Source organism: Halarchaeum nitratireducens (genome assembly GCF_017874695.1).
Lineage (GTDB): Archaea > Halobacteriota > Halobacteria > Halobacteriales > Halobacteriaceae > Halarchaeum > Halarchaeum nitratireducens.
Map to the genome: position 1 here is coordinate 130205 of NZ_JAGIKY010000002.1, position 15222 is coordinate 145426.

The 15222-nt window shown below is 70.1% G+C and carries 16 protein-coding genes; 8 read left to right on the forward strand and 8 right to left on the reverse strand.

Annotated elements, in window-relative coordinates:
• Positions 1 to 41 precede the first annotated feature (41 nt).
• From J2754_RS02715 to J2754_RS02725, 3 genes are read left to right on the forward strand one after another with little or no spacing between them, the layout of a single operon-like run.
• Positions 42 to 890 carry a ribose-phosphate diphosphokinase gene (locus J2754_RS02715; protein WP_188877534.1) on the forward strand — a complete coding sequence of 283 codons (849 nt, stop codon included), beginning with the start codon at positions 42 to 44 and terminating at the stop codon, positions 888 to 890.
• A gap of 39 nt (positions 891 to 929) precedes the next feature.
• Positions 930 to 1115 carry a hypothetical protein gene (locus tag J2754_RS02720; protein ID WP_188877536.1) on the forward strand — a complete coding sequence of 62 codons (186 nt, stop codon included), beginning with the start codon at positions 930 to 932 and terminating at the stop codon, positions 1113 to 1115.
• Between the two features lie 56 nt (positions 1116 to 1171).
• Positions 1172 to 1723, forward strand: a complete 552-nt coding sequence (locus J2754_RS02725; protein WP_211086624.1) for a hypothetical protein — start codon at positions 1172 to 1174, stop codon at positions 1721 to 1723.
• Here J2754_RS02725 and ileS read toward each other — a convergent pair.
• Positions 1720 to 4896: an isoleucine--tRNA ligase gene (gene ileS, locus J2754_RS02730; RefSeq protein WP_211086625.1), complete on the reverse strand. Its 3177-nt coding sequence runs from the start codon at positions 4894 to 4896 to the stop codon at positions 1720 to 1722. The two genes, J2754_RS02725 and ileS, sit on opposite strands and share 4 nt — an antisense overlap.
• A 103-nt stretch (positions 4897 to 4999) precedes the next feature.
• Here ileS and J2754_RS02735 point away from each other — a divergent pair, with 103 nt between their 5' ends.
• The 4 genes from J2754_RS02735 to J2754_RS02750 all read left to right on the forward strand — a co-directional run bounded on the left by J2754_RS02735 (position 5000) and on the right by J2754_RS02750 (position 7169).
• Positions 5000 to 5227, forward strand: coding sequence for a DUF7860 family protein (locus J2754_RS02735; RefSeq protein WP_188877539.1), 228 nt, complete (start codon positions 5000 to 5002; stop codon positions 5225 to 5227).
• Positions 5228 to 5257: 30 nt separating this feature from the next.
• Positions 5258 to 5677, forward strand: coding sequence for an HIT family protein (locus tag J2754_RS02740; protein ID WP_188877540.1), 420 nt, complete (start codon positions 5258 to 5260; stop codon positions 5675 to 5677).
• A 77-nt stretch (positions 5678 to 5754) separates the two neighbouring features.
• Complete coding sequence (locus J2754_RS02745) at positions 5755 to 6594, forward strand: aldo/keto reductase (protein WP_188877542.1); 840 nt, start codon at positions 5755 to 5757, stop codon at positions 6592 to 6594.
• A 41-nt stretch (positions 6595 to 6635) separates the two neighbouring features.
• A complete protein-coding gene (locus tag J2754_RS02750) occupies positions 6636 to 7169 on the forward strand; it encodes a hypothetical protein (protein WP_211086626.1) in 534 nt (177 codons plus the stop codon).
• 1 nt (position 7170) lies between these two features.
• Here J2754_RS02750 and J2754_RS02755 read toward each other — a convergent pair whose 3' ends face one another.
• Positions 7171 to 7689 (reverse strand): DUF7858 family protein, encoded by a 519-nt coding sequence (locus J2754_RS02755; protein ID WP_188877546.1) that lies wholly within the window; start codon positions 7687 to 7689, stop codon positions 7171 to 7173.
• 174 nt (positions 7690 to 7863) lie between these two features.
• Between J2754_RS02755 and J2754_RS02760 the strand changes: the two genes are divergently transcribed.
• Complete coding sequence (locus J2754_RS02760) at positions 7864 to 8724, forward strand: transcription initiation factor IIB (RefSeq protein WP_211086627.1); 861 nt, start codon at positions 7864 to 7866, stop codon at positions 8722 to 8724.
• Between the two features lie 43 nt (positions 8725 to 8767).
• Here the strand turns inward: J2754_RS02760 and J2754_RS02765 are convergent, their stop codons facing one another.
• From J2754_RS02765 to J2754_RS02790, 6 genes are read right to left on the reverse strand one after another with little or no spacing between them, the layout of a single operon-like run.
• Complete coding sequence (locus J2754_RS02765; RefSeq protein ID WP_211086628.1) at positions 8768 to 9424, reverse strand: MinD/ParA family ATP-binding protein; 657 nt, start codon at positions 9422 to 9424, stop codon at positions 8768 to 8770.
• Entirely contained in the window at positions 9421 to 9939 is a 519-nt protein-coding gene (locus J2754_RS02770; protein WP_211086629.1) for a DUF7857 domain-containing protein, read from the reverse strand. Before J2754_RS02770 ends, J2754_RS02765 begins: the two co-directional genes overlap by 4 nt.
• Positions 9940 to 9965: 26 nt before the next feature.
• Positions 9966 to 10730, reverse strand: a complete 765-nt coding sequence (locus tag J2754_RS02775; protein WP_211086630.1) for a DUF7856 family protein — start codon at positions 10728 to 10730, stop codon at positions 9966 to 9968.
• A 26-nt stretch (positions 10731 to 10756) separates the two neighbouring features.
• The gene (locus J2754_RS02780; protein ID WP_211086631.1) at positions 10757 to 11101 is read right to left on the reverse strand and encodes a DUF7855 family protein; all 345 of its coding nucleotides are present in this window, start codon (positions 11099 to 11101) and stop codon (positions 10757 to 10759) included.
• A 45-nt stretch (positions 11102 to 11146) separates the two neighbouring features.
• Complete coding sequence (locus tag J2754_RS02785) at positions 11147 to 11422, reverse strand: DUF7854 family protein (RefSeq protein ID WP_211086632.1); 276 nt, start codon at positions 11420 to 11422, stop codon at positions 11147 to 11149.
• On the reverse strand, positions 11422 to 15102 hold the full coding sequence (locus J2754_RS02790) for an LAGLIDADG family homing endonuclease (RefSeq protein WP_211086633.1): 3681 nt from the start codon (positions 15100 to 15102) through the stop codon (positions 11422 to 11424). Before J2754_RS02790 ends, J2754_RS02785 begins: the two co-directional genes overlap by 1 nt.
• Positions 15103 to 15222: the final 120 nt, after the last annotated feature.

The window sequence follows — 15222 nt, forward strand, 5'->3', positions numbered from 1 at the left end:
GGACGGAAACGCCTAACCCCGCGCTACTACACCGTACAGCCATGATCGTCAGTGGCTCCGCCTCGCAGGGCCTCGCCGCCGCGCTCGCCGCCGAGCTCGGCGAGGAGCTCGCGCGCGTCGAGTACGAGTCGTTCCCGGACGGCGAGCGGATCGTCCGCGTCCCGCCCGTCGAGGGCCGCGCCGTCGTCGTCGCCTCCACCGTCGACGACGGCTCGTTCGTCGAACTCCTCCAGTTGCAGGACGCCGTCCGCGAGGCCGGCGCCGACCGCGTCGTCACCGTCGTCCCCTACATGGGCTACGCGAGACAGGACGAGGCGTTCGAACCCGGTGAACCGGTCTCCGCCCGCGCGATGGCGCGCGCGATCTCGACGGGCACCGACGCCGTTTACACCGTGAACGTCCACGAACCCGCCGTCGGAGAGTTCTTCGACGTGCCGACGACGAACGTCGACGCCACCCCGCACCTCGCCGACCCGCTCCCCGAGGACCTCCACGATCCGGTCTTCCTCGCGCCCGACGCCTCCGCGTTGCCGCTCGCCGAATCGGTCCGGGACGCCTACGGGCCGGGGGACGCCGACTTCTTCGAGAAGGTGCGCCACTCGGGGACGGACGTCGAGATCACGCCGAGCGAGACCGACGTGTCCGGCCGCGACGTCGTCGTCGTCGACGACATCGTCGCCACCGGCTCCACGATGAGCGAGGCGATCGGCCTGCTCGACGATCCGCGTCGCGTGTTCGTCGCGTGCGTTCACCCGCTGCTCGCCGCGAACGCGCGCACGAAACTCTCGAAGGCCGGCGTCGACGCCGTCGTCGCCACCGACACTATCGAGCGCGCCGTCAGCGAGGCCTCGGCCGCGCCCGCAGTCGCGACGGCGCTCGGCCGGGAGTAGCGCCACAGGCTTTTCGACTCGGCGTGCGGACACGTCGGCATGGACGACGCGACCGCCTTCGAGTTCAAACTCCTCGTCGCCGGCACCGCCCTCATGGTGACGGGCGCGGTACTCCTCGGTACCGCGCCGACGCTCGTGCCGCTCGCCTACTTCGGCCTCGTCGCCGGCCTCCTCATGCTCCTCGGCGGCCTCACCGACCAGTCCGCGCGCGTTCGCGGGGACTGAGGGGGTGCCGCGTCCGAACCGTTATCCGTACCGGATCGATAGCTGACGACGCCCTCATGTCCGACTCGCGAACGCTCGCCACTGTCGCCGTCGTCGCGCTCGTCGTTGGCGTCGGCATCGGCCTTACTCTCCCATCGCTATCCGCTCCGAACGCCGCGCCCGATGACGCCGCCGAGCCGTCGCCGCCGACGGGGCTCGTGCTCGGTTCGAGCGGCGCGCACTGCTTGGCCAACGGTTCACACGACGGCTGGCTCTACAGCGTCGCGGACGGCGACCACTACAATTACGCGTTCAACGTGACGGTCCGCCACAAGCAGGGCGCATCGGTCGCCGCGAGCGTGACCGGTGGGGCTGCCGGTGACTACACCGTCGCCGTTGAGACGACCGGTTCGGAGCGAAAACAGCCGGTCACGGACAGGGATTGTGCGGTCGGAACGACGCTCACCGGTGCGGGCACGCTCCCGACGAACTACAGTTCCGTCGACATCGAGGTGGACGGTCGCGTCGTCACGACCGTCGAGAACGAGGGCACTATGCCGACGCTCCACCGTATCGACGGCGCGGTGCGCGCCGACGGGGCGAACGCGTCGGATCGGGGCGCCAGTTAGACCTCCTGCACGCCGAGGCGCATCCGTACTCCTTCGACGTCGTCGTACTCCTCGATGGCCGTGTTCGCGTCGTCGGGGTCGACCTCCGCGAACTCGCGGGCGCGGACCTCCTCGGCGATGAGATCCTCGCGCTCGCTGACGAGCGTCGCGACGCGGTCGTCGAAGACGAGGACGTCGAGGCGGACCTCCGCCTCCATGTCGAGGTCGAGGTCCTTGCGGAGCTCTTGGGCGCGGCGCACGACCTCGCGGGCGTACCCCTCGGCCTCCAAGTCGTCGTCGAGTTCGGTGTCGACGTAGACCGTGCCGCCCTCGAAGCCCGCGGCGGCGACGTCGTCCGGCGTCTCCTCGCGGAACTCGACCATCTCGGGGGTGAGTTGCACCTCTCGATCGAGGGCGTCGCGGACGGCGTCCTCCAGCAGGTCGAGGTCGTCGTCGGCGACGCGCGCGGCGTTCAGCGCCTCCATGACCTCGCCGGCGTCCCCGCCGAACGCGGGTCCGAGGACGCTCATGTCCGCCTCCGCGGAGTACTCGACGTCGCCGAACGTCTCGTCGGGATCGAGCACCTCGATGCGGCGGGCGTTCAGGCGGTCCGCGAGGAGGCCACGGTAGTCGTCGACCTGCCCGGCGACCCGCTCGCTGTCGGGGGAGACGACGACGCGCGCGACCGGCCAGCGGAGCTTCCGGCCGGCCTGTTGACGCGCGTGATTGCCGGCCTCCTCGATGGAGCGCGCGGTGTCGATCGCGTCCTCCAGGGCGGGCTGTCGGAAGCGCTCCTCGACCGCGGGCCAGTCGCACATGTGGACGGTCGGGTGGTCCGACTCCCCGGTGAGGTAGCCGTACATCTCCTCGGTGACGAACGGCGCGTACGGCGCGAGGAGCGCGACGACCTCCCGGAGGACCTTGTGGAGCGTCGCGTAGGCGGCGGTCTTGTTCTCACCCGCCTGCTCGGTCCAGACGCGCTCGCGGATGAGCTGGATGTAGTAGCGCGAGAGGTCCTCGACGACGAACTCGCGCAGCGCCTGCAGGGCGCGGTGCTGCTCGCGGTTCTCCCAGTACTCCTCGGTGTCGTGTTTGAGCTTCTGGAGCGTCGAGAGGAGCCAGTCGTCCTCGACGGCGAGGTCGAGCTCGTCGACCGTCTGCGCCGTCGGGTCGAAGCCGTCCGCGCGCATGTAGGGCAGCGGGAAGCGAAAGACGTTCCAGAGGACGTTCAGGTCCCGCTGCATGTTCTGCATCTCGTCCCACGAGAAGCGCATGTCCTCGCCCTGCGGGTCCTGCCCGAGGAGGAACATCCGCATCGCGTCCGCGCCGTGCCTCTCGATGGCCTCGTGGGGCTGGACGACGTTCCCGACCGACTTGCTCATCTTCCGGCCGTCCTCGTCGTTGGCGAAACCGTGCATCAACACCTCGTCGTAGGGGACGTCGCCCATCGCCGCGGTGCCCATGCCCAGCTGACTCCAGAACCACCCGCGGGTCTGATCGTGGGCCTCCATGATGAGGTCCGCCGGCCAGAGCTCCTCGAAGTCGCCCTCCTCTTCGGGGTAGTCGAGCGTCCCCCACGAGGCGACCGAACTGTCGAGCCAGACGTCGAAGACGTCGGGGACGCGCTCGTACGTCACGCCCTCTTCCGTGATCGTGACGTCGTCGACGGCGGGCTTGTGGATGTCCATCCCGGCGTCGAGGTCTTGATCGGCGCGCTCGACGAGCTCGTCGCGCGTCCCGATGACGATCCGGTCGTCGGGCCGTTCGCCCTTCGTCCCCTCAGCGACCCAGATGGGGACGGGGATGCCCCAGTAGCGCTGGCGCGAGACGTTCCAGTCCGGCGCGCTCTCGATGAAGTCGCGGAAGCGGTTGTCCCGCGCCCACTGCGGGTGCCACTCCGAGTCCTCCATGTTCTCGAGCAGCTCGTCTTTCACGTCGGTGATCGTGATGAACCACTGGTCGGTGGCAAGCTGGAGGATCGGGGTGTCACAGCGCCAACAGTGGCCGTAGGAGTGGGTGACGGTGCCGGAGGCGAGGAGCAACCCCTTGCCCGCGAGGTCCTGCGTGATGGCCTCGTCGGCGTCCTTCACGAACTCGCCCGCGTACGTGCCCGCTTCGTCGGTGTAGACGCCGTCGCCGCCGACGGGGCAGAAGACCGGGAGACCGAGCTCCTCGCCGCGCTCGAAGTCCACGTCACCGTGGCCGGGCGCGGAGTGGACGAGCCCCGTGTCCTCGGCTTCGACGTAGTCCGCGTGGTAGACCTCGCCGACGCCCCGTTCGTCCGGCCGGTCCGGTACCTCCTCGGCGAGCGGGTGGTCGTACTCCCAGCCGAGCATGTGCGCGCCGGGGAAGGAGTCGACGACCTCGTAGTCGTCGTAGCGCCCCTCCTTCAGGACCTCCTCGACGCAGGCCTCCGCGAGGTAGAGCGTCTCCGTCTCGCCGTCCTTCGTCGCCGCCACCTGCTGGTAGGTGATGTCCTCGCCGACCGCGACGAACTCGTTCGCCGGAATCGTCCACGGCGTCGTCGTGTAGATGACGAGACTCCCCTCGCGCTCCGCGAGTGGGAACTTCACGTGGACGGTCGGGTCCTCGACGTCCTCGTACTCCACCTCGTTGTTGGCGATCGCGGTCTCGCAGCGCGGACACTGGCTGATCGAGCGTTTGCCCTGCTCGACGAGGCCGCGATCGGCGGCGCGGTTGAACGCCCACCAGGCCGCCTCCATGTACGTCGGATCGACCGTCTTGTAGGGGTTCTCCCAGTCCATCCAGACGCCGAAGGATTGGAAGTCGGATTGGAGGCCCTCGAGCTGTTCGTTTGCGAACTGCTTGCACTCCTCGATGAAGGCCTCGACGCCGAACGCCTCGATGTCCTGTTTCGAGTCGAAGTCGAGGCGCTCCTCGACCTTCGTCTCGATGGGGAGGCCGTGCATGTCGTAGCCCGGCCGGTCGGTCACGTCGTAGCCGTTCATCCGGTAGTAGCGGATGTAGGCGTCCTTCAGGGACTTGTTCCACGTCGTCCCCATGTGGGCCGCACCGCTCGTGTAGGGGGGGCCGTCGACGAAGAAGAAGTCCTCACCGTCCTCGCGGTGGGCCTTCGTCCGCTCGTAGGCGTCCACCTCGTCCCAGTAGTCGAACACCCGGTCCCGAACCGCCTCGGGATCGTACTGCTCCGGGGGCTCGGCGAATCGGTCCATGCCCCATGCCTCACTCTCCTCGGTGAAAGGAGAATCGGTCCCGCGCCCGCGGGCGCGCCGACGCGAGCGAAACGCTTTCGACGCGCTCTCGCCTTCGGGGCGTATGGGACGCTACGGGAACGTCGACTACCCGACGCTGACGAAACGCACGACGCTCTGCTCTCTCGCCCTCGTCGTCGGGGGGTTCCTCCTCGCCGACGCCGGGACGGCGCTCTTCGGGACGCTCCCCGGCTGGGCGATGACCGTCGCCGTCGACGCCGAAGGGCTGGGTGCGCTCGGCATCATCCTCTGCCCGCTCGTCTTCGGCGTCGTCCTCCCGCTCACCGAATAACTAAGGCCGCCGCGCGCGCACCACACGCACGTGAGTGACGACTGCATCTTCTGCTCGATCGTCGCGGGCGACATCCCCGGCCGCATCGTCGCCGAGACCGACGACGCCGTCGCGTTCCTCGACGCCAACCCGCTCGCGCCCGGCCACACCCTCGTCGTACCGGCGAGCCACCGCCAGCGCCTCGCCGACCTCGACGCCGCCGAGTCGAGCGCCGTCTTCGACCTCGTTCACGCCCTCGCTCCCGACGTGGAGGCCGCCGTCGACGCCGACGCGCTGACCGTCGGAATCAACGACGGCGAGGCCGCCGGCCAGGAGGTCCCGCACGTCCACGCCCACGTCGTCCCGCGCTTCGAGGGCGACGGCGGCGGCCCCATCCACGCCGTCGCGGGCGAACGCCCCCACCTCGACGACGACGAACTCGACGAGATCGCCGCGCGGATCGCGGACTGAGCCGTCGCCCGTCGCGGGCACGCGTCCGAATCGCCGCCGGCGGAACGACTAACATCGACCCGGACGCCCCTCACCGTATGGACGCACCAACGGTGACGCTAGCGAGCGGCGACGAACTCCCGGCGGTCGGCGTCGGAACGTGGGACATCGGCGGCGAGACGGTGAAAGACGCCGCCCGCGCGGGCCTCGACGCCGGCTACGCGCACGTCGACACCGCCGAGGGGTATCACAACGAGGCCGCCATCGGCGAGGTCCTCGCCGACTACGACCGCGAGGAGTACTGGCTCACCTCGAAGGTCCTCCCCAAACACCTCAGCTACGACGCACTCATCGAGTCCTGCGAGGCCTCCCTCGATCGCCTCGGCGTCGACTCCCTCGATCTCTACCTCGTCCACTGGCCGAACCCCGCGGTGTCCATCCGCGAGACGATGGACGCGATGGCCACCCTGAAACGGCGCGGTCTCGTGGAGAACGTCGGCGTCTCGAACTTCAGCGCCTATCAACTCTCCTGCGCACAGCACGTCAGCGACGTTCCCATCGTCGTCAACCAGATCGAGTACCACCCGTGGTTCCAGCGCGACGACCTCCTCCAGTACTGCCGCGAGACGGACACCGTCGTCGAGGCCGCCGCGCCGCTCGCGCGCACCGAGGTCTTCGCGGACGAAGTCGTCCGGGAACTCGCCGCGTCGTACGACAAATCGCCCGCCCAGATCGTTCTCAAGTGGGCCGTGGAGAACGGCGTCGCCGTCCTCCCGAAATCCTCCTCGCCCGAGCACGTCCGCGCGAACCGCGAGCTCTTCGACTGGGACCTCGACGAGTCCGACCGCGCGCGCCTCGACGCGCGCGACCGGAACCACCCGGTGTACGACACGCCCGCCCGCGACTGGTCCGGTGACGTCTACGGCATCAACAGCTAGACGCCACCGCACTTTCGTTCGGGCCGCCCGCCCGTGGACGTATGTCGAATCCCGAATCGAACACCCTCGCCGTCGTCGGGACGGCCGGCGGCGTCGGCGCGACTCGCCTCTCCGTCGAGGCCGCCGCGCTTCTCGCCGCGGCCGGCCGCGACGCGCTCGTGCTCGATGCGAACTACGCGACGCAGGGGCTCTCGACGTACGTCGACGACCGCCTCGATCCCGACGTGACGGCGCTCGTCACCGACCCCGAACTCGGCGTCGACGACGCCGCCTCCCCGCTCGACGCGCCCGGGACGCCCCCGCGCGCGAGCGCGGTCGCCTCACGGACGTCGGCGTCGACACGGAGGCGACCGTCGTTGCCAACTCCAGCGACGAGGACGCGCTCGCCGATGCAGACGTCGCCGTCGCCGACGCCGACCTCGGTCCCGAGAGCGCGCCCCCGCCGTCACGCCAGCCGACTCGGACGACTACACGCGCGCGGTCGCGTCGCTCGTCGAACGGGCGTTCGCCCTCGACGACCTCGTCCCCGAGGACGCCCGGGCTTCCTCGCGGGCCTTCGTCGTCGGCTCGACTGAGCTATCGGAGGTCGTCGGGCGTCCCGCACGCGCCGGCGAGCGCGTCCCGGCTCCGTCGATCGAGCGTCCGCGAGTCGGGTTCGCGCGCCGCCGCGACGACCGCCGCGGCCTCTTCGAGCGGCGGGTGCGTCGCGCAGTACGCCCCGAGAGCGAACTCGGCGTCGCTCGCCCCGGAGAGCGCCACCGCTTCGCTCCGCGTCAGCTCGCCGTCCAGCCAATCCGCGACGATCTCGCGCGCGAGCGGCGAGACGGGGTTCACGCCGCCGACGCCGAGGACGTGTAACACCTTCGCACCGGTCGTCGGCGCGACCCCCGCGGTGGCCGCCGCGGCCCCCACGCTCGTCCCCGCCCCGTAGGCGTCGAGGAGCGCCGCCGCGACCGCTACGCGGCACGGGAGGTCGTCCGCGTACGGCGTCAACCGTTCCGCGAGCGGTGCCTCCGTCGCGTCGACGGTCGCCACCCCGCGCTCGCGCTGCGGCGTCGTGACCGTCAACCCGGCCGCGATGTCCGAGAGCCCCATCACTCTCCTATCCGTCGGCTCACCTACATGAAGGTGCCGTTCGGTGCGGCGCCCGCGGGCGAACCCGCACGGTTCCGAACGTACCGGTGACCGGTACGTTCCCGCCGCGCTCGACTCTCTCGCGGTCACGATCCGCCCCTCGCTTAAGTACCGGTTCGGCACCAAGTCGTGTGTATGAGCCAATCGACGGCGACGACCTGCCCCGAGTGTGCCGGTAGCCTCGAACGCGACAGCCATGAGATGGTCTGCACCGACTGCGGGCTCGTCGTCGACACCGACCGCCTCGATCGCGGTCCCGAGTGGCGCTCGTTCGCGGACGACGACCGAAACCGCGAGCGCGTCGGCGCGCCCCTCACCCACTCGCGCCACGACCGCGGCCTCAGCACCGAGATCGGGTACTCCTCGCGGCTCACCGGCCGTAAGCGCCGTCAGTTCGCGCGCCTCCGCCGTCAACACAGCCGCGCGAACGTCGCAAGCAAGGCGGAACGCAACCAGATCTACGCGTTCACCGAGATCCGTCGGCTCGTGAGCTCGCTCTCGCTCACGTACAGCGTCCGCGATCAGGCCTGCGCGCTCTTCGACAGCGCACAGACCGAGGGGCTCCTCCGCGGACGCTCACTCGAAGGGTTCGCCGCGGCCGCCGTCTACGCCGTCTGCCGGACGAACGGCGTCGCGCGAACCGTCGACGAGACCGTCGCGGTCGCCCGCGCCGACGAGAACGAACTCCGCGCCGCGTACGCCGCGATGAACCGCGACCTCGGCCTCCGGACCGGTCCGATCGACGCCCGCGAGTACATCCCGCGTTTCGCCACTGAGCTCGACGTGCCCCGCGCCGTCGAGCGCCGCGCGACCACGCTCGCCGCCGGCGCCGCCGAGACCGGATCGACCGGCGGCCGCAAACCCAGCGGCGTCGCCGCCGCCTGCCTCTACGCCGCCGCCCGCGAGGCGGATCACCCGCTCACCCAACGCCGAGCCGCCGACGCCGCCGGCGTCACGCCCGCGACGCTCCGAAACGCCTACTACGCCCTCGACTGACCCTCCGAACTCGGCTCTTCTCGCGTCCGCGTCGCCCGCTCCCCTACAGCCCGCACGCCCGCACCGCGTCCGCGAGCGCCTCGAATCCCGCACTCGCCGGCGCGTCCGGGAACAGCGCACCCGCCGGATAGCCGCTTCGGCGCGCCCGCCGTACCGTTTCGTCTTTCGGGATCGCCACGCCGGGCGCCCCGAGCGTCCGCTCCACCGCGTCCGGCACGCCGTCGGCGCGGTTGTACGCGATCGCCGCCAACCCCGCGTCGAACGACCGGGCGAGCTCGCGCACCCGGATCGCGTCGGCGAACGCCGGTCGCGCCGGTGCGGTGACGACGACGCAGGCGTCCGCGACCGCGAGCGGCACGCCCACGTCTGCGCGCATCCCGGCCGCGCAGTCCACGACGACGTCGCCGTATCGGCGCGCCACCGCGCCCAGCGCCCCGCCGAGTCGGCCCACGTCGCACGCCCGCGCCCCGGCGAGCGTGCGTCCGCACGGGAGGATCGACACCGCGCCGCCCTCGCGGACGGCCTCGACCGGCGACGCGCGCCCCGCGAGCACGTCATGGAGATCCGGCCCGCGCGCCGTCGGGAGGTCCGCCATCGAGAGGTCGGCGTCGACCACGACCGCGTCCAGTCGCAGACCGAGTTCGAGCGCGACCGTCGACGTCCCGACGCCGCCCTTGCCGCCGACGACGGCGAGTATCACGGGCCCCCCGCGAGCGATCGCAGGCGGTCGTCCACGGCCTCCAGCGCGCGCCGATCCGCCTCGCTCGCCGTCCCCTCGCTCACTCGACTCGCCACGTCGCCGAGCCACGACGCCACCGCCGGTGGGACCGGCTCCGCCTCCGACGCCCCGTGTGGTCCGCTCTCTGCGGACGGGCGGGGATCGCCGAGGTTGCGTAGCGCGTCGGCGACCGTCGCCGCTCTCCTCCCGCCCGTCCCGGCACGATCCGTCCACGCGACGCGACACGGCCGGTCAGCGGGAGCGCCCCCGCACGCGTATCCGAGCGCGAGCGTCCCCCCGCCCGGAACAACGCCCTCGAAGCCGTCCGCGTCCCACCCCTCAACGGCGACGCCGTCCCGCGCCGGGGAACGGACGACGCCGTCCAGTTCGTCCGTGACTCGGACTCGTCGGTCCGCGTCATCGTCGTTCCGCACGACCGCCGTGACGAGCGTCACGCCGCCGTGCTCCCTCGCGTCGCTGTCGATGCCGATGGACACGTGCCATCGTGGTCCCGCGTTCGGGCTTAAACGCGTGCCGCGACGAGCACCACGGGTGCGTCGAGACACGCCGCCGCCCGCGTTGCGCGCTCGAACGGCCCGCCCGCGAGTACCAGCGGCGCCCGCACCCGCGACACCCGCGCGAGGGCGAGGGCGTCGCGCCACGATCCCCCGGGAACGGCGCGCCGCGCTCGCTCGTACGACGACCGGATCTCCGCCACCAGCGCCGCATCGCGCTCCCGCTTCAGCCGCCGCTCCTCGTCCGCGAGCCGGAGCCGCCGCTCCCGCTCGTCGCGGACGATGCGCGCCTCCCGACGGAGCCGCTCGTACGTCTCCGTGGCCGCGATCACCTCCGTCTCCGCGTCGGTGAGCGCCGCGATAGCCGTCCCGTGTGCGTCCATCACGTCGGCGTCCACCGTCCCCGCATTTCTGAGCGCCGCGACCTGTCCGCCGAGGCGCTCGACGCGTTCCCGGCGCGCCACGACGTCCGCGCCGAGCGTCGCGAGTCGCTCGCGCGCTGCGCGGAGCCCCCGGACCTCCGCGATCGGGTCGGCCAGCGCCCCCCGGAGCGTGCGGAGCCTCGCCGTCACCGGAGCGTCGTGTCCGCGCGAGCGCGCCGCTGCGGCCAGCATCGCCGGCCCGACCGTCCGCGGTCGGTCGAGTAACCCGACGGTGTCGTGCACCGCCGTCGGCGTCGGACAGTCGAGCCATCCGTCGGGATCGCGGATCGCGCGTACCACGTCGGCCGCGGACACGTCGGCGTCACGGAAGTCCAGGGCGTCGGATCGCATCGTTCGCCCGTCGACGCGCGCCCGCATCAGTCCGCGAGCGGCGTCTCGCGCATCGCGTCCGGCTCCGGGAGACCGCGTCCCGCCGCGAACTTCGCGTATGGCGTGCTCGGCGACTCGCGCGCCTCGTACGCCGTCGCGGCGTCGCGGACGTGCTCGGGGACGTCGCGGTACTCGTTCAGCGGTTCCGTCCGCGCCACTTCCACCCCCGTCCCGAAGCGCTCTCGGAGGCGACACGCGACGAACGCGCCGTACTCCGTCTCGCACAAGAGGACCGCACGGCCGAAGCGACGGACCACGGTCTCCGCGTGCGTCGAACAACTGTTCCGCAGGGCCTGTCTCGCGGCCCGCGAGTACGCGACGATCAGTAACACCTCGGTAGAAGAGCGACCGGCGGATAAAACGTCGCCGGTCGGACACTACGCGAGCCGCGACACGGAGACCCGCCCGATCGAGTCGCCGACGAGCGCCGCGACCCGCTCGCGCGCTTCGCGCTCGCTCGCCGCGAGCACGACGAGGCCCTCGGCGCCCGGGTCGCCCGACGCCCGCCACGCCACGAGGTCGCCGTCGTAGTCCGTCGCGTACGTCCGCAGGATCGAACTCACTCGCTCCTCCGCGCTCGCGAGATCCGTCTCGCCGCGCTCCAGGTCCCCGAGGGTCTCCTCGACGTTCCGGAGCGCGCTGATGCGGTCCATCAGGTCGTCCGCAAGTGGCCGGTCGAGGGCTCGTAGACCTCTCCCTGTTTCTTCAGCTTCTCGATCTCGTGTTCGGCCTTCGAGCGCTCCATCCCGACCTCCTCGGCGCGCGCCATGACCTCCTCGGTCGGCGCGCCTTCCTCGAAGTCGTCCTCGATGTCCTCGATGAGCGCCCGAAGGCTCTTGATGCGGTCGCGCTGGCTCTTCGACGTCCCCGTCTCGACGACGTCCGCGTCGAACTCCCCGGTCTCGGGGTCGACCCCGATGGCCTCTAGACACGAGCGCACGATGGCGATGACCCGCTCCGCGTCCTTCTCCTCGACCGTATCCGAGAGCCGAACGCGCGCCGAGGCCTCCGCGAGGCGCACGAGCGCTTCGAGCTTGCGAGCCGTCACCGGCACCGGCGCGTCCTCGTCCGCGCCCTCCGCGCGCAGGTCGACGTAGAACTGCTCGATCGCCGCGCGCGCTTCGTCGCTCATCGCCGGGTAGACGTTCCGGCGGGCGTACGCGATGTACTTCCGCAGGAGCTCAGCGTCGATCTCCGGGGCGACCTCGTCCGTCTGTGCCGCGACCTCGTCCTCCGTGTAGTTCGCCGAGGCGAGATGTTCGCGCTGCGTGTGGAGCTCGCCCGCGTAGTTCGTCTGCAGGATGTGCTCCGCGAGCCGCGCGTCCTCCTCCGGGTCCGGCTGGTCGGCCACCGTGAAGATCAGGTCGAAGCGCGAGATGAGCGCCGGCTCCAGGTCGATCTGCTCGCCGATCGGCTCGTACTGGTCGAAGCGCCCGTATTTTGGGTTCGCCGCGCCGAGCAGCGAACACCGCGACTTCAGCGTGGCGTTTATCCCCGCCTTGCTGATACTGATCGATTGCTGCTCCAGTGCCTCGTGCATGGCCGAGCGGTCGTCGGGAGCCATCTTGTCGAGCTCGTCGACCGCCGCGATCCCCCGATCCGCGAGGACGAGCGCGCCCGCCTCCAGCGTCCACTGCTGACCGTCACCGAAGTCGTCGCGCACGGCGGCCGCGGTGAGGCCCGCGCTCGACGACCCCTTCCCGGAGGTGTAGACGGAGCGCGGCGCTATGTTCTGTACATATGACAGGAGCTGGGAGTTGTGAGAGACGACGCCATTCGAGATGTACGTGTGCGTCCCTTCGACTTCGAGGTCGTACACCCACTCCTCGGCGGGTTCGACGCGCTCAATGTAGTCGATCCGGTCCCACGAGACATCGTTCTCGGCGAGCGATCGGAGGCGTTCGACATCGTCTGCTACACCGAGCGAGTCCTCCACTCGTTCGACGAGCCCGCTCTGCGCCGCAGACACTTTCCCGCCGTCCGGGACGCCGTCGTTTCGCTCGTAGTAGCTCACGGCGGTCTGTTCGACGCCCATCCCGTCAGCGAGCGCAGCCTGCGAGACGTTCAACTCCCGCCTGATCGCCGTGACGTCGCTCCACTCTCCGGCTTCGAGTCGCCGCTTCGTCTCGCGGAGCCACGCAAGACGGGCCTCGAATGCGTCGACGACCGATTGGAGGTTCCCCCTGCTCGGATTCCGGTCACCGCGCTCGTAGTGCTGGTACGTCGTGCGCGTGAGCCCGCAGTCGGCCTGTGAGAGTCGGAGCGCCTTCCGGATCCGCCGGAGTTCGTCGCCCACTTCGGGGACGATGTCGACGTTCGTGTTCGACGATCGGTCATCGAACGCATGCGAGGCCGTTGTCTTCCGGTCAGTGACGAATCCGATGGCGTCGACGTAGCGACGGAAGCTGTCCCCGCCGATCCGCAGCCGATAGCTCCCGTCGTGTCGTTCCTCGACGCTGCCGGTGACGTCGAACGCGAGCAGGAGTGTTCGGACGCCTTCGAGGAGGTCACAGCTCATCGAGGCGACCGTGATCTCCCGCTGTGTCGTCGAGACGTGACCCTCCGCGTCGACGTACGCGCGGAGGAACGCGCGTTTCGTCTCTAGCGTCGCACTCTTAATCGCGTCGGGGACGCGTTGCCCGGCCGAGCGTTCGAGGGTAGCGGGTTCGAGGTTCTTGAGGAAGCTCGCGAACTCGCCCGAATTACAGCGCACTGTCCTCGCGGACTTCCCCTCCCGAGGTTCGTCGACGCTGTAGTTGAGGCCGAGCGCGTCGAACGCGCCCGTGACATCGTCTACGATCTCGGCGTCGTTGTTCGTCACACGGACGTCCGCCGTGTGATCGTCACGGAGGACGACGTGCCCCTCGGCGACGACGTAGGCGACGAGTCGCGCGAGCGACGGCGTCCACTCGTTCGGGAGGTCGAGGTGGACCGCGTTCGGCGCTCTCGACATACGGTACTCGACGTTGAGCGCGTCGTCCCCATCCGTGTCGAGCGTCCGCGGTGTCGCGACAAACTCGCCTTCGGTGAGGTCGTCGGCCCGCTTGGCTTCGATGCGCCCGTTCGACTGTACGAAAAGCGGGTGTGACGGCGTCACGTCGAGTTCGCGCCCGCTCGACGTGCGGACGCGACACATCTCCTCGGGAGCCTCGCGCTTCCACACCCTCGTCGCCCGCCGTTCGACGAGCGATCCGTCGGCCTCCATCGACGGCAGCGGGATGTCGACATCGTCCCAGACGCCGTCATCGACCGGGTTCGGGTCGTCGAGGTTCTCCTCGACGAGATCCCGTATCGGCCGCTCCGTCCCGTCGGCGAGCGTGACGCCGGTGTCGCCGTCGAGACATTTCCCCGTACCCGGGTCCCCGATCAGGAGCATGTGGAGGTCGCCCCGGATCCGCGAGCCGTCCGGGAGGTGTTTGGTGACGCCGCTGAAGAGTTGGAGGAGCATCGCCAGCTTCGCCTGCCGGTGGCCGTAGATGGAGGGCGCGACCGAATCGACCATGTCTTCGTAGATGTCGGGACGCTGGGAGATCTCGACGATGGCCTCCTTGTCCTCGTTCGTGATCTCCATGTCCTCGAACTGCTCGTCCTCGATCTCGACGTAGTTGCCCTCCATGTAGACGTCGAAGACCGGGCTCTCGTTCGACCCCTCGCTCTGATCGAGGCGCAGCGATCCCGTCGCGGTGACGTGATCGCCCGGCGTCACCCGCCCCGTCAGGTCGTCCTCGACGTGGACGTCGATGTTCTCCGGCGTCTCACCGCCCGCGAGCCCCTCGGGGTTCTCCTGGATCCGGAGCTTCTGCGCGTCGATGAACTCCGACTTTTCCGGGTCGAGTTTGAACGGGCCTTGGCGCTCGCAGGACTCGCACTGGTAGGGCTCTTGGAAACCGGAGTCCGATTGGGGGATCTGCGTCTCGTAGTTACAGCGCTGGCAGACGAACACCGCCTGCTCGATCTTCGGGCGGACCTCCGTCGCCTTCCGGACGATGCCCTGCACGGCGACGAAGGTGTTGAGGTGCTCGGAGCGCAGCGCACGGATCTCCGTCGCCTCGGCGAGCCCGCGCACGCGGACGTGCGCCTGTCCGAGAGAGACGTCGATCGGGAGGTCGTAGCGTCGCAGCGCCTCCTCGGCGGCCTCCTGATACCGATCGGGGTAGCGGAGGTAGTCGTCCGCGAGGTCCGCGTCGAACTGATAGAGGTCCCCCCAGTCGATGCGCAGGCTCTTCCGATCGCGCGGGTAGTTCCGTGCGAGGTCGCCGACCTCGTCCGAGTAGTACCGTCGGAAGAACGCCTCGAAGCGGTCGACGAGTTCCTGATCCGTAGCCTGAGCCATTCGCTCACGTAGGTAGCGCGTGACGCCCTAAGAAGGTTCGCAAAGGACAGTGAAACTGGACGTCCATCTTTTTCCGACTCGGGTCAGCGAAGCTGACCACTCGTCGCAAAAACACGGTCC